We start from the raw sequence: 20,320 nt of genomic DNA, 5'->3' as shown, positions 1-20,320 counted from the left end.
CGGCCTGGCAACGGGCCTTGAAGGAAGCCGACTGCCTCATGGGCCGTGGCCTGCCAGGCAGCGGCGAGCTGAGCCCCATCGCCTGGCGCGCGGCTCAGCCCAAGCATGAACGGGGCATGGTACCCAGCGAGCGCTGGATGGTCGCCGTGGCCATGGATCGCACGGTCTACGGCGACCTGTCGAAAGTGGCGCTGCGGGCCATGCATGAGGCGGCCCTGAATCACGAGGTGCCTTTCGAACCGATTGATGACAGCGACTCGCGTTTCAATCTGCCGGAGGACCTTGCCCCCATTGCTGACAAGCTGCTCGCCTATGCCCGTGGTGCTAGCAGTCGCCTGACCTTGGAAGAAGAACGCAACCTGCTGGGCCGCTACATCCACACCTCCGCCCACTGGGTGCCAACCGTCGGCCTGCTGCTCAACAAACCGGCCAATCAACGGCTGGCCTACAACCAACGACCTCAAGAGGGTTACCCGGAATGACCTTGCGACTGATCGTTGCCCTTCTGCTGCTCCTGCCCCTGAACGGCTGTGCCAGCAATGCTCCGCGGCTGCCCTATCCCACCTGGTACATCGGGCTCGGCGCACCTCACTATATGGAAGCCCGGGTGGAAAGCGTGGACGTGGTTGATCGTCGAAACCTGGCCTTCGAGCGTGTGCACAGTGGTGTAGTGGCCTACAACAACCGGACAGAAGGTTGGTGGGAAGGTGGCGGCAAAATGAAACCTATCAACAACGTCGACCTGCCCAATATCATCTTCGTGCGCTGGCAATCCCTGGTGGAGCCCCAGGTCTACAACGTGCGCATCAACATTCCGGAATGGGTGCGGGAGGAGATGGTCAAGCCACAGCGCACGATCTGTGTCCAGTCCACCGAGGAGGAAACCCAGTACCGCAAAGCCATCTCAATTGGTCTGGCGCCTGGGGGAGTTGCCAAGGTTTGGCTTATGGGGCCCTGCCTAAAAGCCAAAGAGGTCGGCCGTTTCGTTGGGGTAGTCGAACCCAGGGGTACGCACAAAGGATACCGGGGGGGACGCTTCACCCTGAAGCCAAGCGAAGCCGCGCGAGCCTATATCGAGCAGCACGGGATTCCGTATGACTCCTGGTAAGACATTTCCCCTCGGTCGCAGCCAGCCCGCCAAGCCTGAAGGGGGGGCCGTGGCCATGGACCGCACGCTCTATGGCGACCTGCCCAATATCATCTTCGTGCGCTGGCAATCCCTGGTGGAGCCCCAGGTCTACAAGTTGCGCATCACTATCCCGCAGTGGGTACGGGACGAGATGGTCAAGCCCCTGCGCACGGTTTGCGTCCATTCCACCGAGGAGGAGATCCAATACCGCAAAGACATCTCCATTGGCCTGGCTCCAGGGGGCATCGCCAAGGTCTGGGTGGGAGGGCCCTGCCTCAAAGCCAAAGAGGTTGGCCGTTTCATTGCGGTAGTCGAACCCAGGGGCACGCACAAAGGGTACCGAGGAGGACACTTCACCCTGAAGCCAAGCGAAGCCGCGCGAGCCTATATCGAGCAGCACGGCATTCCGTATGACTCCTGGTGAAACCGCAGCCCGCCCGCCTATGCCATGGCAAGCCTGGGGAGTCGCCGTGGCATGGCACGCACGGTCTACGGTGACCTGTCCAAGGTGGCCCTGCAGGCCATGCATGAGGCGGCCGTGAAGTTCGAAGTACCGCTGAAAGCGTTACCCGCCGAAGCAGCATTCCAACTGCCCGATGACCTCGCCCCCATCGCTGAAAAGCTGCTCGCCTATGCGCGGGGTACCAGCAATCGCCTGACTCACGAGGAAGAGCGTTACCTGCTGGGCCGCTATATCCATACCTCCGCCCACTGGGTGCCAACCGCCGGCCTGCTGCTCAACAAACCGGCCAACCAACGGCTGGCCTACAACCAACGACCTCAAGAGGGTTACCCGGAATGAGATTGCGCCTATTGATCGCCCTCCTGCTGCTGCCTCTGAGCGGCTGCGCGAGTGGCGGCCCTAAGCTCCCCTATCCCACCTGGTACATCGGGCTGGGCGCACCCCGCCATATGGAGGTCTGGGTAGAAAGCGTGGACGTGGTCGACCGTCGAAACCTGGCGTTTGAAGACGTACACGGTGGCGTAGCGGCCTACAACAATCGAACCGAGGGTTGGTGGGAAGGTGGCGGCAAGATGATGCCCATCAACAACGTGGACCTGCCCAACCTTATCTTCGTGCGCTGGCAATCCCTGGTGGAACCCCAGGTCTACAAGTTGCGCATCACTATTCCGCAATGGGTACGGGACGAGATGGTCAAGCCACAGCGTACGGTCTGCGTACATTCCACCCAGGAAGTGACCCGTTTCCGCCATGACATATCCATTGGTCTCGCACCTGGGGGCATCGTCAAGGTCTGGGTGGGAGGGCCTTGTCTCAAAGGAAAGGAAATCGGCCGTTTCGTTGGGGTAGTCGAACGCAAGGGGCCAAGTCAGGGGCAGACGGGCGGGAAATACGCCTGGCCCGAGCTGGAGCCTGCGAGCAAGGCCTACATCGAACAGCACGGCATTCCCTACGACTCCTGGTGAGGGCTACCCGGAATGACCTTACGACTGATCGTTGCCCTGCTGCTCCTGCCCCTGAGCGGCTGTGCTGTCGCGGTGTAGTCCGGCCATCAGAACAACGCCAGGCTGTAGGTGAGGAAGACCCGGTTCTGGTCGACGTCGGTGCTGGCCTGGCTGCGCAGGCTGGCGTTGCGCCAGGTGATGCCCAGGCCCTTGGCCGGCCCGGCCTGCACCACGTAGGCCAGGGTGAAGTCCCGTTCCCACTCCTGCAGGTGGCCGCGTTCGGAGCGGATGCCGCTGCCCTTGAGGTAGGCGATGTTGCTGGTCAGCCCCGGCAGCCCCCAGGTGCCGAAGTCCACCCCGTACTGGGCCAGCCAGGTGCGTTCGCCGGCGCGGGCGAAGCTGTTCAACTGGCGGTCGGTGATGAGGTAGACGTCGCTGCCGTTGCCTTGGTTGGGCTGGATGAAGTGGCTGTCGCCGCTCAGGCGCTGGTAGCCGGCGCCGAGGGTGTGGGCGCCGAGGCTCCAACTGAACAGGGCGCTCCAGGCGCGATTGTCCACCCGGCCGCGATGGGCGCCGCTCTCGCCGTTGCCGGGGCCGTAGTAGCCGGCGGCGGTGTAGCCCTCGGCGCGGCCGCTGTGGCTGGCGTTGCGGCCGCTGGCGCGGGTGTCGAAGTGGCGCAGGTCGGTCTTCAGCGTGCCCAGGGGCAGCGCCTGTTCGTGGTTGAGGCCGAGGAAGTGCTGGCGATAGAAGTCCTCCAGTTGGCCCAGGTAGTACTGCACCTGCAACTGCTGGCTGACCTGGTAGTCCAGGCCGAGGAAGTCGAAGGCGTCGCTGTAGCGGGCCGGCGCCGCGCTGACGGCGTTGCCGGGCTTGCGCGGGCTGTTGGCGCCGTTGATGGAAAGGTCGTCGCGGTGGCTCTGGGCGCGCCCCTTGGCCTGGCGCAGGCGGCCGGCCAGCAGGGTGAGGTCGTCGAACTCGCGCACCGTCAGCTGGGCGCCTTCGAAGGTCTGCGGCAGCAGGCGCCCGTCGTTGGCCTTGATCACCGGCAGGCGCGGGATCAGGGTGCCGACCCGCGCCTCGCTGGCGCCGACCCTCAGCTTGGCGGTGAGCCCGAGGCTGCTGTATTCGTCGCGGGCGCGGCCGTCGTGCTCCAGGGGGAACAGGGCGCTGGGGGTGCGGGCCTGGTCGGCCTTGCCGGCGCGGCCGCCACCGTCCAGACGGAGGCCGAGCAGGCCGATGGCGTCGAGGCCGACGCCCACCGTGCCTTCGGTGTAGCCGGACTGGTAGTCCAGGCGCAGACCCTGGCCCCATTCCTCGGTCTGGCCGGCGTGGCCGTCGCGGTTGTCCTGGTTGAAGTAGAAGTTGCGCAGCGACAGGGTGGCGTGGCTGTCGTCGATGAAGCCGTCCGCCTCGGCCAGGCCCACGGCGAGGGCCAGTGACAGGGCGAGGGGGATGCGGGGATGGATGGCGGTCATGGCGTGTCCTCCTTGTGATCGTGGGCGGTTCAGGCCTGGTGCAGGCGCTCCAGGGCCTGGCGGTGCAGCTGGGGATCGCCGGCGGCCAGCACGCTGCTGCCGGAGCCAAGGCCGAGCGGGCGGCCCTGCCAGTCGCTGATCACCCCGCCGGCGCCTTCGATGACCGGCACCAGGGCGCAGTAGTCCACCGGCGCCATGCCGCCGCCGTCGGCCACCAGGTCGATGCGCCCCCGGGCGAGGTTGGCGTAGGCGCTGCAGGCGGCGCCGTAGAGACGCCAGCGGGTGGCGTCGCGCAGCCGGGCGAAGGCCGCCAGGTGGGTGTCCGGCAGGCTTTCCGGGTTGCTGCTGGCCAGCAGCGCGCGGGCCAGCTCGGCGCAGGGGCGGGTGCGCACCGGCTGGCCGTTGAGGCGGGTAGGCTGGCCTTCCACGCCGACCCAGCGCAGGCCGGCGATGGGCAGGTCGACCACCCCCAGCACCGGGCGCCCGTCGCGGCACAGGGCGATCAGCGTGCCGTACACCGGGACCCCGGCGATGAAGGCCTTGGTGCCGTCGATGGGGTCGAGCACCCAACTGAATTCGGCGTCGCGCTGGTGGTCGGGGTACTCCTCGCCCACCACGCCGAAGCTGGGGGTGTGGTGGGCGATGGCCTCGCGCAGCTCGTGCTCGATGGCGCGGTCGATGGCGGTGACGGGGCTGGCGTCGTCCTTGTCCTCGAAGGGCTGGCCGTCCTCCAGGGCGGTCTGCCAGTGGGCCTGCAGGCGGGCGCGGGCAAGGTCGGCGAGGTGTTCGGCAGTGGCGCAGTGGGGGTGGGCGGTCATGTCCGGCTCCGTGTCAGAGGGCTTTGTCGAGGCCTTTCCAGGCGCTGAGGAAGGCGTCGCGGTCGGCGATGGCGGCCTGCTCGTCGGTGGGGAAGACGGCGATGTCCTTCAGCTCCGGCAGCTCGACGTGGGCGCTGACCTCGATGTCGCTACGACTCGGTCGGCGGTAGGCCTGCTCCAGCAGGGCGACCTGGGTGTCGCGGCTCAGCAGCAGGTCGTAGAGGCGCTTACCGGCTTCGGGGTTGGGGCCGTTCTTCACCAGCACCAGGGCCTCTTCGGTGACGAAGGTGCCGTCGGCCGGGTAGACCAGGCGGATCTCCCGCTGGCCACCGGCGACATAGGCGTAGGCGTTGCCCTCGAAGGTCAGGCCGACGGCGTATTCACCCTGAGCCACCTGGTTGAGCACGGCGCTGGAGTTGCGCGAGACCACCAGGTTGGCGGCCAGGCGGCGGAAGTCGTCCTCGCCCAGCAGTTGGCGCAGGCCCCAGAGTGCGGTGTAGGCGGTGGAGGTGGCGGTGGGGTCGCCGACGATGATCCGCCCCTTCCAGGCCGGGTCCAGCAGGTCGCGCCACTGGGTGGGCTCCTTGAGCCCGCCGAGCTGCTTGCGGTTCACCATCATCACCACCACCTGGATGTTGGCGGTGCTCCACAGCTGCTGCGGGTGCTGCTGCGCCTCGGGGATGGCCTGGGCCTGGGGCGAGCGGTAGGGCGCGTAGAGCGCGGTGAAGGCGCCCAGGGTGTTGGGCTGCGAACTCCAGAACACGTCGGCCCGAGCCGCCTGGCCCTCGGCCTCGATGCGCTTGAGCAGGGCGGCGCTGGAGCCGTTGACCACGCCTATCTTCAGGCCCGGGTCGAGGCGCTGGCCGCTGTCCAGCAGGGCCTGCACCGCCGAGTCGTTGTTGGTGGTGTAGAGCACCGCCTGCTCGCGGGCGAGGGCGGGTTGCAGCAGGTTGAGGGCGAGGGCGGCCAGCAGGGCGGGCAGCCGGTGCTTCCAGGTGGCGTTCATGGCGACTCCTTGGTGCGGTTCAGAAGACCTTGATGCGGAACACCCGGGTGGCGATGACCACCGGGACCAGGGTGAGCAGGACCAGCACCAGCCCGTAGGCCGCTGCCTGGCCCTGGAGGCCGGTTTCCACCAGGCGGAAGACCTGGATGGTGATGGTCTCGCGGCCGGCCGAGTACACCACCAGCGAGGCGCTCAGCTCGGCGACGATGGTGGTCCAGGTGAGCACCGCCGCGGCGGCGACGGCGGGCGCCATCAGCGGCAGCACCACCTTGAAGAAGGAGCGCAGCGGTGGCACGCCGAGGCTGATGGAGGCCTCCTCGATGGAGTCGGGGATGTTGTAGAGGGTGGCCGAGGCGCTGCGCACGCCGAAGGGGAAACGGCGGATGACGAAGGCGACGACGATGATCGCCGCCGTGCCGCTGAGGGCCAGCGGGCCGCTGTTGAAGGTCATCACCAGGCCGATGCCGAGCACCGTGCCGGACATGGCCAGGGGCAGCATGGCGAGGTAGTCGATGGCCGGGGTGAGCAGGTTCTTCTTCTTGATCACCAGGTAGCTGATGACCACGCTGAGCAGGATGCCCACCAGGGTCGCCAGGGCGCCGTAGGCCAGGGTGTTGAGGATGGGCTCCGGGCTGCGCAGCAGGACCCGCTCCAGGTTCTCCAGGGAGAACTGGCCCCAGTGCATCACCGGCCCCCGCGCGCGGGTGAAGGCGCTGGCCAGCACCGTCAGCAACGGCAGCGAGGAGAGCAGGATGAACAGCGCCGTGGCCGCGCCCAGCAGCGCGCCGCGTACCCCACGCAGGCGCCGGGCCGGGGCGCTGCGGCCCTGGACGATCTCGTAGCGCTTGCGCCCCACCAGCCAGCGCTGGAGGAACAGCACCCCGGCGACGATGGCGATGGACAGGGTGGCCAGGGCGCTCTGCAGGCCGGCGTTGGTGCCCATCTCGGAGACGAAGCTCAGGTAGGTGAGCACCGAGAGCAACTGCACCTTGCCGCCCAGCAGGGTGGCGATGGCGAAGTTGCCCACCACCAGGGTGTACACCAGCAGCCCGGAGGCCAGTACGGCGGGCAGTACCACCGGCAGCATCACCTGCAGGCGCGCCTTGGCCGGCGGCACGCCGAGGCTCTGGGCGGCCTCTTCCAGTTGGGCGTCGAAGCCGCGGATGGCAGCCAGGGTGCCGAGGTAGATGTAGGTGTAGTAGACCAGGCTCATCACCAGCACCAGGCCGGGCCAGCCGTAGAAGCTGGGCAGGGCGAGGCCGAGGTGGTCCTCCAGGGCGCGGGTGAGCAGGCCGTTGTTGCCAAGGATCATCAGCCAGGTCTGGCTGACGATCACCTCCGGGACCACCAGGGTGCACACCGGCAGCACCGCCACCAGCGCCTTGCCGGGGAAGTCGAAGCGCGCGGTGACATAGGCCAGGGAGACTCCAAGCACGCTGGCGCAGCCGGTCACCAGGGCGCCCAGCAGCAGGGTGTTGCCGAGGGCGCGCAGGTAGCGCGGGTCGTCCAGGAACTGGGCCCAGCCGTCGCCGGCACCGGCCACGCTGCCGTGCAGCAGGTTGGCCAGGGGCCAGAGCAGGAACACCAGCAACAGCCCCAGGGCGAACAGGGCGAGGAGCAGCCAGGGGGAGGGCAGGCGCCGGTTCATTGGGCCACCACCCGGAGCTGTGCGGGGTCGAACTCCAGGCTCACCGGCTGGCCTTCGTGGAAGCCGTCGCCGTCGGCGCCGAAGCGGTCGACGTTGAGCTGCTGGGCGTCGGCCAGTTCGATGCGGTAGCTGGTGCGGTTGCCCAGGTACTGCTTGCGCCGCACCTGGCCGGCCAGGCAGTTGCCGGCGGTCTGCCCGGCGGGGCGCAGGCGGATGTTTTCCGGCCGCGCCACCAGGTGCACCTCGGGCTCGGGCAGCGTGGCCTCGGCGCGGGCCTGCAGGGGCTGGCCGGCCACCAGCACGCGGATGCCGTCGGCGCCGGCCTGCTCCAGCACCCGCGCGGCCAGCAGGTTGGCCGAGCCGATGAAGTCGGCGGCGTAGGTGCTGGCGGGGGACTGGTAGATGGCCTGGGGGCTGCCCAGTTGCTCGATGCGGCCCTTGCGCATCAGGGCGATGCAGTCGGAGAGGGCCAGGGCCTCTTCCTGGTCGTGGGTGACGAAGACGGTGGTGATGCCGATCTCCCGCTGCAGGTCGGCGATGGCGGCGCGGATCTGCAAGCGCAACTGGGCGTCGAGGTTGGACAGCGGCTCGTCCATCAGCAGCACCTCGGGCTCGATGGCCAGGGCGCGGGCCAGGGCCACCCGCTGCCGCTGGCCTCCGGAGAGGGCGGCGGGGTGGCGCTCGGCGAAGCCGCTCATGCCGACCCGCTCCAGGTATTCGCCCACCGTGCGGCGCAGGGTCGCCGCGTCGGTCCGGCGGGCGCGCAGGCCGTAGGCGACGTTGTCGAACACGGTCTTGTCGGGGAACAGGGCGTAGTCCTGGAAGACCATGCCGATGCCGCGCCGGTGGGCGGGGACCTGGGTCATGTCGACGTCGCCGAAGGCCAGGCGCCCGCCGCTGGGGCGGATGAAGCCGGCGATCACCCGCAGCAGGGTGGTCTTGCCGCAGCCGCTGGGGCCGAGCAGGGTGAAGAAGCTGCCGTCGGGGATGTGCAGGTCGAGGCCGTCGATGACCTTGATCCCGCTGCCGTAGCTGACCTCCAGCTGGCTGATGCTGATGGATGACATCGCATTTCTCCGTTCGCGTGTTTGTTCTTGTTGGCGCGGGGGCGGTGCCAGACGGCCCGCCCCGGGGCGTCGTGGCACCCCGTGGATGGGCCTACTGTGAACGGGGCGCGGGCGGGTGGCTTGATCGATTCGCCCGGTTGTGGTGCGCGGTTCGGCACAGCCCGGTGGCTCGCTTCAGGCGCGGCAGCGCTCGCGGTACTGGCTCGGGGAGAGCCCGGTGAGGGCCTTGAACTGGCGGCTGAAAGCGCTGTGGTCGGCATAGCCGCAGCGGTAGGCGATCTCGGTGATGGGTAACTCGCCGGCCAGTAGCTGGGTGGCGGCACCCAGGCGTGCCTTGTGGATCATCTGCCGGGGGCTGAGCTGGAAGATGCGTTTGCACAGCCGGCCGAGCTGGGAGGTGGAGAGCCCGGCGATGGCGGTGAGGTCATCGAGGCTGATGGGCTCGGCGAAGTGCTCGCGGATGTGGGCGTCCACTGCCGCCAGGCGCTGGAAGGCCGGGTGGCTGGACTGTGGCGCCTGCAGGTCGTAGGAGATGCCGGCCATGCCGATGACCCGCTGCGCCGGGTCGCGCAGGGGCAGCTTGTGGGTCAGGCACCAGCCGGGTTTGCGGCCGGGGTAGAGGTGCAGTTCCAACTGGTCGCTGAGCTGGTCGCCGGCCTCCAGCACCTGGCGGTCCTGCTCGGTGTAGAGGTGGCCGAAGCGGCGCGGGAACACGTCCTCGGCGGTTCGCCCCAGCAGCGGCGCCTTGTCCCTGAAGCCGCAGCGCTGGGCGAGGGTCTGGTTGACCAGCACGTAGCGGGCGTCCAGGTCCTTGACGAAGAACACCACGTCCGGCATCGCGTCCAGCAGCGGCGCGACCTGCTCCAGGCAGCGCAGCAGGCTGGGCAGGTCCGGGGCGTGTGAAAGGCATTCGAGCTGCATCGTGCATACGCCGGAGGCTGGCTGTCGGGAAGGGTTCGACCCGTCGGCCGCCGATCCCGGGCGGCCTTGGGCGAAGAACCTAGCCCGGCCCGTTCGACGGACGCCAGAGGCCGGGCGCCCCGGGGAGGGGCGCGCAATTGCGTATTCACGGGGGAGAAGGTGACCGGTGGGTCAGTCGCCATTTCCTGCCGGGCCAGGCCCCGCTCCGTGCGTGCGGGGCGCCGGGTCAGCTGCGGCGTTCGACGATGTAGCGGGCCAGGGCGCGCAGCGGCTCGGCGGCCTCGCCCAGGGGGCGCAGGGCGTGCAGGGCCTGGTCGCGCAGCTCCAGGGCGTAGTCCTTGGCGGCGTCGAGGCCGAGCAGGGCGGGGTAGGTGGGCTTGTCGGCGGCCTGGTCCTTGCCCTGGGTCTTGCCGAGGGTGGCGGTGTCGCTTTCCACGTCGAGGATGTCGTCCTGCACCTGGAAGGCCAGGCCCACGGCGCGGGCGTAGACCTGCAGGGCACGCAGCAGGGTGTCGTCGGCACGGCCGCTGGCCAGGGCGCCCAGGCGCACGCTGGCTTCGATGAGGGCGCCGGTCTTGTGCCGGTGCATGGTCTCCAGGGCGGCCTGGTCGAGACGGATGCCCACGGAGCCGAGGTCGATGGCCTGGCCGCCGACCATGCCGGCGGGGCCGGAGGCCTGGGCCAGGGCGGTGATCATGGCCAGGCGGGTGTCGCCGTCCTGCGGGTTGCGCCGACGGTCGGCCAGCACTTCGAAGGCCAGCGCCTGAAGGCCGTCGCCGGCGAGGATGGCGCAGGCTTCGTCGAAGGCCTTGTGGGTGGTGGGCTTGCCCCGGCGCAGGTCGTCGTCGTCCATGGCCGGCAGGTCGTCGTGGACCAGGGAATAGGCGTGGATCAGCTCCACCGCGCAGGCGGCGCCGTCGGCCTGGGCGAGGTCGCCGCCGAGGGCCTCGCAGGCGGCGTAGACCAGCAACGGGCGGACGCGCTTGCCGCCGTTGGTGACGCTGTAGCGCATGGCCTGGTAGAGGCGGTCCAGCTCGTTGGAGGGGGCGTCGAAGAGGGTTTCCAGGGCGGCGTCGACACGCGCCTGGCAGCGGGACTGGTAGGCGGCGATCATGCCGGCTCGTCCGCGTCGAAGGGGGCTTCCTCCAGCTCGCCGTCGCGCTCCAGCAGCATCTGCACCTTCTGTTCGGCCTGGCTCAGGGCGCCCTGGCATTCCCGGGTCAGGCGGATGCCCTGCTCGAAGGCGCTCAGCGAGTCTTCGAGCGAGAGTTCGCCGCTTTCCAGGCGTTCGACCAGCGCTTGCAGGTCGGCGAGTGACTGTTCGAAGTCGGGGGTGGCTTTCTTGCGGGCCATGGAGGGGTCTCGGGGGATTTCAGAACGGGCGGACACTAGCAGAGGCGCGGCCTTGCGGGCAATCGACGGTGGTCGTAGCGGGGTGGTTTCGTGGCTTAGGGACGGTGTTGTGGTAGGTGCCGGTGCCTTCACCATGGCGCTGCCCGAAAGCGGTGTCTCAACGCCAGGTTGGTTATCGAGCTTTGCTTATGTCGCCTGTTTCGCCTTGCCTGGCGAGTTTCTTTTTTCAATCGTCGGAATGCCGCCCACAAAAAAGAAACCAAAAAGGCTCGCCCCGCCATCCGGGTCCCGCTGCGCGGGACTTCCCTCGCTCCGTCGCCGCTACGGGGGCCGGCGCGATGGGCCATCCATGGCCTGGCGCGCCTCTCGCGGCATCCATGCCGCTCGTCCCCCTGCGCAACGACTGCGCTCGGCCTCCTGAAGGGGCCGTTTCCCTGCCCCACCTTCTATTGCCTGGGACGATCACCGTGTGCGCGTCGTGCACGATCTGAGGGGCATCGCCTACTCGGCTCAGCGGTCACGCAACGCCGGTTTTCAAGGATTGAGGAAGTAGTAGGCAGTCATCCCGGTGCCGACGGCGATGACCCAGGCGCGCAGCCAGGCGGTGGGCAGGCGTTTGGCCAGGGCGCCGCCGGCGTAGCCGCCTGCGCTGGCGGCGGCCAGCAGGACGGCCAGTTCGGCCCAACTGACCCGGCCGGCGAGGACGAAGGTGACCACGGCGGTGCTGTAGATGGTGCTGGAGAGCAGGTTCTTCAGGGCGTTGGCGCGCAGCAGCGGGTGCCCTTCGATGGAGAAGGCGGCCAGTTGCAGGATGCCCATGCCGGCGCCGAAGTAGCCGCCGTAGACGGCCACCAGGGCGTGGGCCAGGCCGCCGCCAAGGCCGTGGGGCGGCAGACCCTCGGCGCTGCGGTGGCGGTTCACCCAGCGGCTCAGCCAGGGGCTGGCGGCGAACAGCAGGGTGGCGGCGGCCAGCAGCCAGGGGATCAGCCGGCGGAACACCGCATCGCCGCCGGCCAGCAGGAGCAGCCCGCCGGCCACGCCCCCCAGCACCGAGAGCAACACCAATGGGACGACGTAGCGCCCCAGCGGGCGCAATTGCTCGCGGGCGGCCCAGCTGGCGGCCAGGCTGGCGGGCCAGAGGGCGACGGCGTTGGTAGCGTTGGCGGTGACCGGCGGCAGGCCGGTGGCCATGAGGGCGGGGAAGGAGAAGAAGGTGCCGCCCCCGGCGAGGGCGTTCATGCCGCCAGCGGCGAAACCGGCGAGCAGCAGGAGGAAGCAGTCGGCAAGCGTCATGGGGCCCCGCAAAAAGGCGCGAGCTTACGCACCTGGGCGGCCCGGGGCAAAGCACCGGGTCATTCGGCGAGGCAGGCGTCGGACTGCTTGGTGTAGGTGACGGCGCGGGTCTGCCCGTGGGTATCGAGGTAGGTCATGGTCGCTTCCACCCGTTGGCAGGCGAGCGGGTGGGGCTCCTCGATGCTGAGCACCTTGGCGATGTCGAGGTCCATGCCGTAGGTGTACGGGACGGGTTGCGGGGTGTCGGCGAGGGCGCTGGTGGCGAGGCCGGCGAGCAGGGCGCCGATGAGCAAGGTGTGGTGGTTGCGCATGGGGAGCTTCAGGCTGTGGAACAGGCCGCCATGAGAACCCGTGCGCCGCTGCGGAAAAAGCCGATGGCGGAGAAAGGGCTTTTCCGCAGGGCGTAACAATCACGGCGGTGAGAGGTCCTGCCGCTCCTGCTGGCGTTCGGCTTCGATCTGCTCGAAGCAGTCGCGCATGGCCTCCACCAGGCGCGGTTCGAAGTGCCTGCCGGATTGCTCGAGGATGTAGGCCTGGGCGCGCTCGAGGTCCCAGGCCTGCTTGTAGGGGCGGGGGGAACGCAGGGCGTCGTAGACGTCGCAGATGGCGGCGATCCGCGCTGCCAGGGGGATGTCCTCCCCGGCCAGGCCGCGCGGGTAGCCGCTGCCGTCCCACTTCTCGTGGTGGCCGTAGGCGATGTCGGCGGCCATGTCGATCAGCAGCGTGCCGCGCTCGTCGTGGAGGATGGCGTAGCCGATGTCGGGGTGCTGCATCATCGTGCGGCGCTCGTCCTCGGTGAGGGCGCCGGGCTTGAGGAGGATGTGGTCGGGGATGCCGATCTTGCCCAGGTCGTGCATGGGGGCGGCGAGGCGGATGGTTTCGCACCAGTGTTCCGGCATACCGATGCTGCGGGCCAGCAGGGCAGCGGAGTGGCCGATACGCAGGATGTGCTCGCCGGTCTCGTCGTCGCGGTAGCTGGCGGCCCGGCTGAGCCCGCGAATGGCGGCGCGGTAGCTTTCGTTGAGCTGTTCGGTGCGCTCGCGTACTTCCTGTTCGAGGTGCTCGTTGAGGTGCTGCAGGCGTTCGGTGGCCTCGGCCAGGTGCAGGCAGTTGCGGATGCGCAGCAGCAGCTCGGGCAGGTCCAGGGGTTTGGTGACGTAGTCGTTGGCTCCAAGTTCCAGGCCCCGGCGGCGGTTCTCCGGGTCGCTCAGGGCAGTGAGGATGATCACCGGGGTGCGCGCCCGGTCGCGGTTGGCCAGGGCTTCGAGGATGGCGAAGCCGTCGGGCTGGGGCATGTCCAGGTCCAGCAGGAGCAGGTCCCAGGGTTCGCGCTGCAGCCAGTTCAGGGCCTCGGCAGAGTCGGAGAAGCACACGAGGTTGCGCAGCTTGAAGGCCTTCAGGCTGCATTCCAGCAACTTCAGGTTGTGGGCCACGTCGTCGACGATGACGATCCGGGCTTCGGTGGGGATCTCGGAAAACATCAGGTTGCTCCACGGCCCTTCGAATCGGGGCTCAGCCGGCTGATCATCCCGCCGGCCGGCGGTGTGGTCTGGTAGACCTTGGTCGTGCCCGGGACTGGCGTACAGAAGGTATAGGCGGAAATTCCGCCGCCATCTCGCCACCGTTTCGCCGTGTACATGCCGAATGATGGCCATTTGATGGCTCTGGCCGCGTGGGTGCTGCGATCACCCACGCCCCGGCAGGCCCGCGAGGCGGGCCGTTGTTGGGGAGGTTTCCGATGAATGGCTACGTGGCTAGAGACGGAACGACGACACCACGCGGCTGAGGTCGACCGCCAGGCGCGACAGGTCCTGGCTGGAGGCGCTGGTCTGCTGGGCGCCGGAGGCGGTCTGGGCGGAAAGGTCGCGGATGTTGACCAGGCTGCGGTCCACCTCGCGGGCCACGGCGGCCTGCTCTTCGGCTGCGCTGGCGATCATCACGTTCTGCTCGTTGATGGCGGCGATGGTGCGGGAGATTTCCTGCAGGCTCTGGTTGGCGCGTTCGGCCAGTTGGGCAGTGTCGCGGGCCAGTTCGGTGCTGTCCTGCATGGTCTGCACCGAGCCGGAGGCTTCCTGTTGCAGGCGGCTGACCATCTGCTCGATCTCCAGGGTGGATTCCTGGGTGCGCTGGGCCAGCAGGCGCACTTCATCGGCCACCACGGCGAAGCCGCGGCCCTGCTCGCCGGCGCGGGCGGCCTCGATGGCGGCGTTGAGGGCCAGCAGATTGGTCTGCTCGGCGATGGCGCGGATCACGTCCAGCACCTTGCCGACGTTCTGCATCTGCTGGGCGAGGTTGCCGACCCGCTCGGCGCTGGTGTTCACCTCGCTGGCCAGGGCGCTGATGGCGTGCACGGTTTCGGTCATCTGCCGGCTGCCCTCGCGGGCGGCGGTGTCGGCCTGGCGCGAGGCATCGAGGGTGATGGAGGCGTTGTGGGCGACGCCGTCCACCGCGGCGCTCATTTCGTTGCAGGCGGTGGCGGCCTGTTCGATCTCGTGGTTCTGCTGCTGCAGGCCGCGGGTGGAATCCTCGGTCACCGCGTGCAGCTCCTCGGAGGCCGAGGCGAGCTGGGCGGAGGAATCGGTGATGTGGCTGATGGTGCGGCGCAGGCTGTCCTGCATGGCGCGCAGGGCTTCCATCAGTTGGGTGGCCTCATCGCGGCCTTCGACGGGGATCGGCCGGGTCAGGTCGCCAGCGGCGACGGTCTGGGCGACACCCACCGCCTCGGCCAGCGGGCGTACCACGCTGCGCGAGAGCACCACCGCCAGCACGATGGCCATCACCAGTGAGCAGCCGAGGATCACCAGCACCAGGGAAACGGCCTCGTGATAGGCCCGGCTGCTGGCGCTGGAGGCATGATTCGCCCCCTCACGGTTGATGCTGACCAGCTTATGCAGCGTTTCTGTCAGGGTCGCACCGTGGCCATTGAGCACCTCGTTGATGAGGCGCGTGGCTTCTTCGTTGCGGCCTGCAGCCAAGTGCTCGAGAAGCGTCTCCTGGCTCTCCTGATAGGCCTTGCGAGCCGCAACGAAGCGTTCAAAGGTCGCCTGCTCTTCGGCGCTGGAGATCAGCGGGCTGTAGGTAGCCTCGGCCTTGCTCAGGTTCTCGCGCTCCGCCAGGGCGGCGCGCCGCAACTCCTCATTGAAGCCGATGCCGGCCCGCAGGGTGGCGTTGCGCATCTGCATGGTGGCCGTGCCCATTGCCTCCAGCGCCACGATGCTGGGAAGCCAATTAAACTTAACTTCCTCCGCCATGGTGTTCATTTGCCGCATCAGCCATAGGGAGCCTGCTCCGACTGCAACCAGCAGAAGGACGACCATGGCGAAACCAGCACTGATCCGCGTAGAGACGCGGTAATTGCGAATGGACATGCTGCAAGGCTCCCGGCGGCTGACAACTGGGCTATCGGCGGTTGGTCTACACACTTAAGCCGAGGTTTCCGAAACTGGCGAATCCGGTCGCACGCGGTGAGTTCGATACCCGGCCGGGTATGGGCCTTGGGAAGTGCCGTGCTGCGAGGGTGTTGTCCGCCGAATGGCGTGCGCGGGGTGCTGGTTGCCGAGGCTGGGCAGCGCTAACATCGGCCCCACGTCTGCCGCCTCGGTGGCCGTGATACCCCCCCTCCAGCCTTGATGGACGCCCACCGTGAGCCGAAAGCGAGACACCACGCCCCAGGAAGCCATGCTCAACCGCCTTGCCCGTGTCGAGGGGCAGGTCCGTGGCTTGCAGGCAATGATCCGCCGGGGCGAGGAATGCGAGACCATCGCGGTGCAGTTCAGCGCCGCCCGCAAGGCACTCGACAAGGCCTACCAGGAGATGCTGGCCTGCCTGCTGGAAGAGGCCTTCGCCGAATCCGGCCAGGATGCCGAGGCCACCCTGGCGCGGGTTCGTGCCATTTTCACCAAGTACACCTGACGCCCTTTCAGGCGGCCCTAAAGGCAATGTCCCGGTACTGTTCTGCGGCGCCAAGCCGTTTATTGAGTTCTGTGGATATCACCTGTTTCGCCTTGCCTGGCGAGTTTCTTTTTTCAGTCGTCGGAATGCCGCCCACTCGACGGGCCATCCATGGCCCGACAGCGCTCTCGCGACATCCATGTCGCTCAGCCCCTTGACTCGCTTCGCTCGCCCTTCGGGCCAGCCTTCGGCTGTTACTCCGCTTCGCTGCGTTTCACAACGATTCCGCTCAGCCTCCTGAAGGGGCACTGTCCCCGCCCCACCATCCGGTGCTTGGCAACAGCGCAGTGTGCGCTCACAAACTGCTCATCCTCTCCAAGCAGAGAGATGGATTGAGGAGGGAAGAGCCACAACAGCAGCTACAAGAAACGAGGCAGTTTTTAGAGGCGCATATCAACGCAGGCCCAGGCGCCGGTCCAGGGACCAGGCGCCCGCGCCGCGTCCCACCAGCACCAGCAGCAGGGCCGCCCACGACAGGTGGGTGGACCAGGCGTCCGGGTAGACGAACACCTGGATCACCACCGTCATGCCCAACAGGGCCAGGGCCGACAGGCGTGTGGCCAGGCCCAGTACCAGCAGCAGCGGGAACAGGTGTTCGGCGTAGGTGGCCAGGTGCGCCGCCAGCTCCGGCGGCAGCAGCGGCAGGGCGTACTCGCTGCGGAACAGCTCGTAGGTGCCGGGGGTGATGGTCAGCAGCCCGTCCACCTTGGTGCGACCGGAGAGGAGGAAGATCGAGGCGATCCCCAGGCGCGCCAGCAAATAGAGAAGGGCATCCGGCAGCAGGCGCTGCAGGCCGTCGGCCAGGCGGTTCCAGCGTGACGGTTGGGCGGGGAGGGTGATGGCCATGGGGGCTCCGTTTCAATCGAGGGGGGTGAAAGTGCCGAGGGCCATCAGTCGGCCCAGCAGTGTGGTGAAGTCCAGCGAGGGCTCGCGGGCCAGGGCCTGGGCAGCGGCTTCGCCCAGGGGCGAGCCGGCGGCGCAGGCGTCGAGGAAAGTGCAGGCGCCAGGGCTCAGCGCCAGGCTGTGTACGCCTTCGGGCGAGGCCACCAGCAGTACGCCTTCACCGTGCCACGGCAGGGGTTCGGGCAGCGCTTGGCCTTCGCGGCTGCAGTGCCAGAGGGTGTGGATCGGCTGCTCGTCGAACCAGCGCCAGCGCGCGCCGGATCGAGGGCGCAGGCACAGGGCGTCGAGCGCTGCCGGGTCGTGGCCGGTCAGCGCGGCCAGGGTCAGGGCCGGTTCCAGCGGTGCGGTGAACGCCTCCAGCCAGAGCCATTCCAGGCGTGCCACGGGGGCCAGGTAGGGCAGCTCACGGGTGACCGGCAGGCCGTCGAGGAAGTCGGCGAAGCCGGCGCCGTAGAACACCAGGCGCGCGTCCTGCGGGGGATGCTGCTCGGCGAAGTGGGCGGCGGCGGCGCGCATCCAGGCCTCGCCGACCAGACGCTGGACGGCCGGGAAGTTGTCGCACAGGGCATCCACGCAGCCCTTGATCACGGTGTTGCGGTAGACGGCGAACGCCGGCTGGGCGCTGAGCGCTTCCAGCCCGGGGTGGGGGCGCTGGTAGAGTGCGTCGACGAAGGCGTCCTGGAACTGCGCGAGCTTCATGCCGCCTCCCGCGCACGCTGCAACTGGGCCTGGGCGCGTGCCCGTTCGGCCAGCAGCTCGGTGAAGGCCGGGAGGTTGTCGTCCCGCTCGATCAGGGTCGGGCGCGGGCCGATGCGTTGCACCAGATGGGCATGCAGGTCCCACACGGCGTCGTCGATCGGGGCGTCGTGGCTGTCGATCAGCAACGGGCCGTTGGCGTCCTCGCTGTAGCCGGCCAGGTGCAGCTCCACCACGGCGTCGGCGGGGAAACGGTCCAGATAGGCGAGCGGATCGAAACCGAGGTTGTGGGCGCTGACGTGGACGTTGTTCAGGTCCAGCAGCAGGCCGCAGCCGGTGCGCCGGCTCAGCTCGGCGAGGAAGTCGATCTCCTCGAAGGCGTGGCCGTCCAGGCGCAGGTAGTGGCTGGGGTTTTCCACGGCAATGGGGCGACCCAGGGCGTCCTGGGTGCGCTGGATGTTGTCGGCGATGCGCGCCAGGGCCTCCAGAGTGCGGGGGAAGGGCAGCAGGTCGGGGTGGTACTGGCCGCGCCAGGCGGACCAGGCCAGGTGCTCGGAGACCAGCACCGGCCGCACCCGTTCGGCCAGCTCGCGCAGGCGTGCCAGGTGTGCCGGGTCTGGCGGGGCATCGGCTGCCAGGGACAGCGACACCCCGTGCAGCGACAGCGGGTGGCGTTCGGCCACCCGCTCCAGCCAGGCCAGGCGTGGCCCGCCGACCATGTAGTTCTCCGGGTGCACCTCGTACCAGAGCCCCTCGGCCTCGCAGGCCAGGGCCTCGGCGAAATGCGCCGGCTTCAGGCCCAGGCCGGCGCCCAGGCGGTGAATGACGGACATGGTCGGCGCTCCGCTCAACCCTTGATCGGGGTCAGCGAGCCCATGCCGTGGGGCGTCTTGATCGAGGTGCAGGTGCCGGCGGGGACATTCTTCCAGGCGTCGCCCTGGTAGTCCTTTTTCGAAGAGCCTGCGCAGCTGGTGCCGGCGCCGGCCTTGCAGTCGTTCTGGCCGGCCAGGGACACGCCGTAGCATTTCTCCATGGCACCGGTGGGCTTGGCGTCCATGTCGTCGGCGAAGGCGGCGCCGGCAAGGGAGGCCAGGGCGAGGGCGGCAGTGGTGAGGGCGATGGTCTTCATGGAATCTCTCCGAAAGTTAGGTGGCCGCGACGCTGCGTCGCCGGCTCGTGAGAGAGTTCGTCGGCTTTGCGGAAACGGTTACACGGGTTTCGAAATTTTTTTTGCAGGCCCGGCAACACCGCACCGGCTGGGCCCGGAGCGCACGTGAGCGCACACATGCGCGGGTGTGGAGATTTGCCCTGACGCCTCCTAACGTATTAAAAATCGCCGTCACGACGGGTTTTCGCCTGCCGTTCGTCGCCCCGAGCGCTGTTTCCCGACCCCTGGTGTAACCCGACCCCCCCATGTCACGAACTGACTCTCAGGCCACCCTGGACCAACGCGAAGCCGAGCTTCAGGGCTTGCTGCTGCGCGGCATGGCCGGTGATGCGGCTGCCTACCGGGGCTTTCTCTCGGCGCTGGTCGGCTACCTGCGGGGCTTTCTCCGCCATCGCCTGGCCAGCCGCCCGAGCGATGTGGAGGACCTGCTGCAGGAGGTGCTGCTGGCGGTGCACAACGCCCGCCACACCTACCGCGCGGACCAGCCGCTGACGGCCTGGGTCTATGCCATCGCCCGCTACAAGCTGGCGGACCACTTCCGTGCGTTCGCCCGTCGCGAGGCCCTGCAGGACCCGCTGGAAGACAGCGAGCAGACCCTGCTGGCCGTGGAGGACAGCGAGCCCGCCGAAGCACGGCGGGACCTGGGGCGGTTGCTTGGGCAACTGCCCGACCGGCAGCGCCTGCCCATCGTCCACGTCAAGCTGGACGGCCTGTCGGTGGAGGAGGCGGCGCGGCTCACCGGGCAGTCCATCTCCGCCGTGAAGGTGAACATCCACCGGGGCCTGAAGGTCCTGGCGGCTCTGATTGGAGGAATGCAGAACAATGAAGACCGATGACCTGATCAGCCTCCTGGCTACCGGCGACCCGGGTGTCGACAGCGACGCCCTGGCCCGGCGCATTGGCCAGGCCCTGCTGGGCGGGGCCTTCGGTGCGCTGCTGCTGACCACCCACCTGTACGGTGTGCGCCCGGACCTGGCTGAGGTGGCCGGCACCCCGCTGTTCTGGGCCAAGCTGGCTCTGCCAGGCAGCCTCGCGCTGCTGGCCCTGTGGCTGTGCAGCCGCCTGGCGCGGCCGGGGGTGAAGGGCGGGCTGGCCTGGGCCCTGCTGGCGCTGCCGGTGGTGCTGGTGTGGGTCGGCGGCGCCGTGGTACTGGCCGGCGTGCCCGCCGAGGCCCGCCCAGAACTGGTGCTGGGTCGCACCTGGCGCACCTGTGCACTGAACATCGGCCTGCTGGCGGTGCCCACCCTGGCGGCCATCATGTGGGCCCTGCGGGGCTTGGCCCCGGTGCGCCTGGGCCAGGCCGGCGCAGCGGCCGGTCTGCTGGCGGGCGCCACGTCGGCGCTGGCCTACAGCCTGCACTGCCCGGAGATGGGCGTGCCCTTCTGGGGTGTCTGGTACGTGCTGGGCATGCTGCTGCCCACCGTGCTGGGGGCCGTGCTCGGCCCCCGTCTGTTGCGCTGGTAGGGCGCCTCCGGGGAAGAGGCG

General features: G+C 68.7%; 22 protein-coding genes and 3 pseudogenes. 8 read left to right on the top strand and 17 right to left on the bottom strand.

What is annotated here, in order from left to right; translation table 11 throughout:
* The 5 genes and pseudogenes from A9G05_RS22920 to A9G05_RS22900 all read left to right on the top strand — a co-directional run.
* Positions 1-482: pseudogene (locus A9G05_RS22920) on the top strand (DUF2235 domain-containing protein); the annotation flags it as partial.
* A complete protein-coding gene (locus tag A9G05_RS22915; protein WP_083272639.1) occupies positions 479-1,108 on the top strand; it encodes a DUF2931 family protein in 630 nt (209 codons plus the stop codon). The pseudogene A9G05_RS22920 and the gene A9G05_RS22915, both read left to right, overlap by 4 nt.
* A gap of 55 nt (positions 1,109-1,163) precedes the next feature.
* Positions 1,164-1,553, top strand: coding sequence for a DUF2931 family protein (locus tag A9G05_RS22910; protein ID WP_256548480.1), 390 nt, complete (start codon positions 1,164-1,166; stop codon positions 1,551-1,553).
* Between the two features lie 51 nt (positions 1,554-1,604).
* Positions 1,605-1,931, top strand: a complete 327-nt coding sequence (locus tag A9G05_RS22905) for a hypothetical protein (protein ID WP_069563139.1) — start codon at positions 1,605-1,607, stop codon at positions 1,929-1,931.
* Positions 1,928-2,557, top strand: coding sequence for a DUF2931 family protein (locus A9G05_RS22900; protein WP_069563138.1), 630 nt, complete (start codon positions 1,928-1,930; stop codon positions 2,555-2,557). The genes A9G05_RS22905 and A9G05_RS22900 overlap by 4 nt, the downstream gene beginning before the upstream one ends.
* A gap of 86 nt (positions 2,558-2,643) precedes the next feature.
* Here A9G05_RS22900 and A9G05_RS22895 read toward each other — a convergent pair whose 3' ends face one another.
* The 13 genes and pseudogenes from A9G05_RS22895 to A9G05_RS28570 form a co-directional block, all read right to left on the bottom strand.
* Positions 2,644-4,011: an OprD family porin gene (locus A9G05_RS22895; RefSeq protein ID WP_069563137.1), complete on the bottom strand. Its 1,368-nt coding sequence runs from the start codon at positions 4,009-4,011 to the stop codon at positions 2,644-2,646.
* 29 nt (positions 4,012-4,040) lie between these two features.
* The gene (locus tag A9G05_RS22890) at positions 4,041-4,829 is read right to left on the bottom strand and encodes an inositol monophosphatase family protein (protein WP_069563136.1); all 789 of its coding nucleotides are present in this window, start codon (positions 4,827-4,829) and stop codon (positions 4,041-4,043) included.
* Between the two features lie 13 nt (positions 4,830-4,842).
* Positions 4,843-5,835 carry an extracellular solute-binding protein gene (locus A9G05_RS22885; protein ID WP_083272637.1) on the bottom strand — a complete coding sequence of 331 codons (993 nt, stop codon included), beginning with the start codon at positions 5,833-5,835 and terminating at the stop codon, positions 4,843-4,845.
* A 19-nt stretch (positions 5,836-5,854) separates the two neighbouring features.
* Positions 5,855-7,483 (bottom strand): iron ABC transporter permease, encoded by a 1,629-nt coding sequence (locus A9G05_RS22880; RefSeq protein WP_069563135.1) that lies wholly within the window; start codon positions 7,481-7,483, stop codon positions 5,855-5,857.
* The gene (locus A9G05_RS22875; protein WP_069563134.1) at positions 7,480-8,550 is read right to left on the bottom strand and encodes an ABC transporter ATP-binding protein; all 1,071 of its coding nucleotides are present in this window, start codon (positions 8,548-8,550) and stop codon (positions 7,480-7,482) included. The genes A9G05_RS22880 and A9G05_RS22875 overlap by 4 nt, the downstream gene beginning before the upstream one ends.
* A 174-nt stretch (positions 8,551-8,724) precedes the next feature.
* Complete coding sequence (locus A9G05_RS22870; RefSeq protein ID WP_069563133.1) at positions 8,725-9,471, bottom strand: AraC family transcriptional regulator; 747 nt, start codon at positions 9,469-9,471, stop codon at positions 8,725-8,727.
* A gap of 226 nt (positions 9,472-9,697) precedes the next feature.
* Positions 9,698-10,585, bottom strand: a complete 888-nt coding sequence (gene ispA / locus A9G05_RS22865) for a (2E,6E)-farnesyl diphosphate synthase (protein ID WP_069563132.1) — start codon at positions 10,583-10,585, stop codon at positions 9,698-9,700.
* A complete protein-coding gene (locus A9G05_RS22860; protein WP_044402455.1) occupies positions 10,582-10,824 on the bottom strand; it encodes an exodeoxyribonuclease VII small subunit in 243 nt (80 codons plus the stop codon). Before A9G05_RS22860 ends, ispA begins: the two co-directional genes overlap by 4 nt.
* Before the next feature lie 534 nt (positions 10,825-11,358).
* The gene (locus A9G05_RS22855; protein WP_069563131.1) at positions 11,359-12,117 is read right to left on the bottom strand and encodes a sulfite exporter TauE/SafE family protein; all 759 of its coding nucleotides are present in this window, start codon (positions 12,115-12,117) and stop codon (positions 11,359-11,361) included.
* 59 nt (positions 12,118-12,176) lie between these two features.
* The gene (locus A9G05_RS22850) at positions 12,177-12,428 is read right to left on the bottom strand and encodes a DUF2790 domain-containing protein (RefSeq protein WP_069563130.1); all 252 of its coding nucleotides are present in this window, start codon (positions 12,426-12,428) and stop codon (positions 12,177-12,179) included.
* 99 nt (positions 12,429-12,527) lie between these two features.
* Positions 12,528-13,598 carry an HD-GYP domain-containing protein gene (locus tag A9G05_RS22845; protein ID WP_069563129.1) on the bottom strand — a complete coding sequence of 357 codons (1,071 nt, stop codon included), beginning with the start codon at positions 13,596-13,598 and terminating at the stop codon, positions 12,528-12,530.
* A gap of 273 nt (positions 13,599-13,871) precedes the next feature.
* Positions 13,872-14,468 (bottom strand): annotated as a pseudogene (locus tag A9G05_RS28575) (methyl-accepting chemotaxis protein); the annotation flags it as partial.
* Positions 14,469-14,729: 261 nt separating this feature from the next.
* Positions 14,730-15,485: pseudogene (locus A9G05_RS28570) on the bottom strand (MCP four helix bundle domain-containing protein); the annotation flags it as partial.
* 310 nt (positions 15,486-15,795) lie between these two features.
* Between A9G05_RS28570 and A9G05_RS22835 the strand changes: the two are divergent.
* Positions 15,796-16,029 (top strand): metal-sensing transcriptional repressor, encoded by a 234-nt coding sequence (locus tag A9G05_RS22835; RefSeq protein WP_044402440.1) that lies wholly within the window; start codon positions 15,796-15,798, stop codon positions 16,027-16,029.
* A 432-nt stretch (positions 16,030-16,461) separates the two neighbouring features.
* Here the strand turns inward: A9G05_RS22835 and A9G05_RS22830 are convergent, their stop codons facing one another.
* From A9G05_RS22830 to A9G05_RS22815, 4 genes are read right to left on the bottom strand one after another with little or no spacing between them, the layout of a single operon-like run.
* Positions 16,462-16,914, bottom strand: coding sequence for a DoxX family protein (locus A9G05_RS22830; RefSeq protein ID WP_069563128.1), 453 nt, complete (start codon positions 16,912-16,914; stop codon positions 16,462-16,464).
* Between the two features lie 12 nt (positions 16,915-16,926).
* Positions 16,927-17,670 carry a DNA-binding domain-containing protein gene (locus A9G05_RS22825; protein WP_069563127.1) on the bottom strand — a complete coding sequence of 248 codons (744 nt, stop codon included), beginning with the start codon at positions 17,668-17,670 and terminating at the stop codon, positions 16,927-16,929.
* Complete coding sequence (locus A9G05_RS22820; protein ID WP_069563126.1) at positions 17,667-18,500, bottom strand: DUF692 domain-containing protein; 834 nt, start codon at positions 18,498-18,500, stop codon at positions 17,667-17,669. The genes A9G05_RS22825 and A9G05_RS22820 overlap by 4 nt, the downstream gene beginning before the upstream one ends.
* A gap of 14 nt (positions 18,501-18,514) precedes the next feature.
* Positions 18,515-18,796, bottom strand: a complete 282-nt coding sequence (locus A9G05_RS22815) for a DUF2282 domain-containing protein (RefSeq protein WP_069563125.1) — start codon at positions 18,794-18,796, stop codon at positions 18,515-18,517.
* A gap of 284 nt (positions 18,797-19,080) precedes the next feature.
* Between A9G05_RS22815 and A9G05_RS22810 the strand changes: the two genes are divergently transcribed.
* Positions 19,081-19,671: a sigma-70 family RNA polymerase sigma factor gene (locus tag A9G05_RS22810; RefSeq protein ID WP_069563124.1), complete on the top strand. Its 591-nt coding sequence runs from the start codon at positions 19,081-19,083 to the stop codon at positions 19,669-19,671.
* On the top strand, positions 19,658-20,299 hold the full coding sequence (locus tag A9G05_RS22805; protein WP_069563123.1) for a DUF1109 domain-containing protein: 642 nt from the start codon (positions 19,658-19,660) through the stop codon (positions 20,297-20,299). The genes A9G05_RS22810 and A9G05_RS22805 overlap by 14 nt, the downstream gene beginning before the upstream one ends.
* Positions 20,300-20,320 lie beyond the last annotated feature (21 nt).

The sequence above is a fragment of the Pseudomonas sp. ENNP23 genome, assembly GCF_001728945.1.
In the GTDB taxonomy this organism is placed as follows: Bacteria; Pseudomonadota; Gammaproteobacteria; order Pseudomonadales; family Pseudomonadaceae; genus Metapseudomonas; species Metapseudomonas otitidis.
Note: the sequence above shows the minus strand (reverse complement) of the source record. Positions and strands in the feature narration are given on the sequence as shown.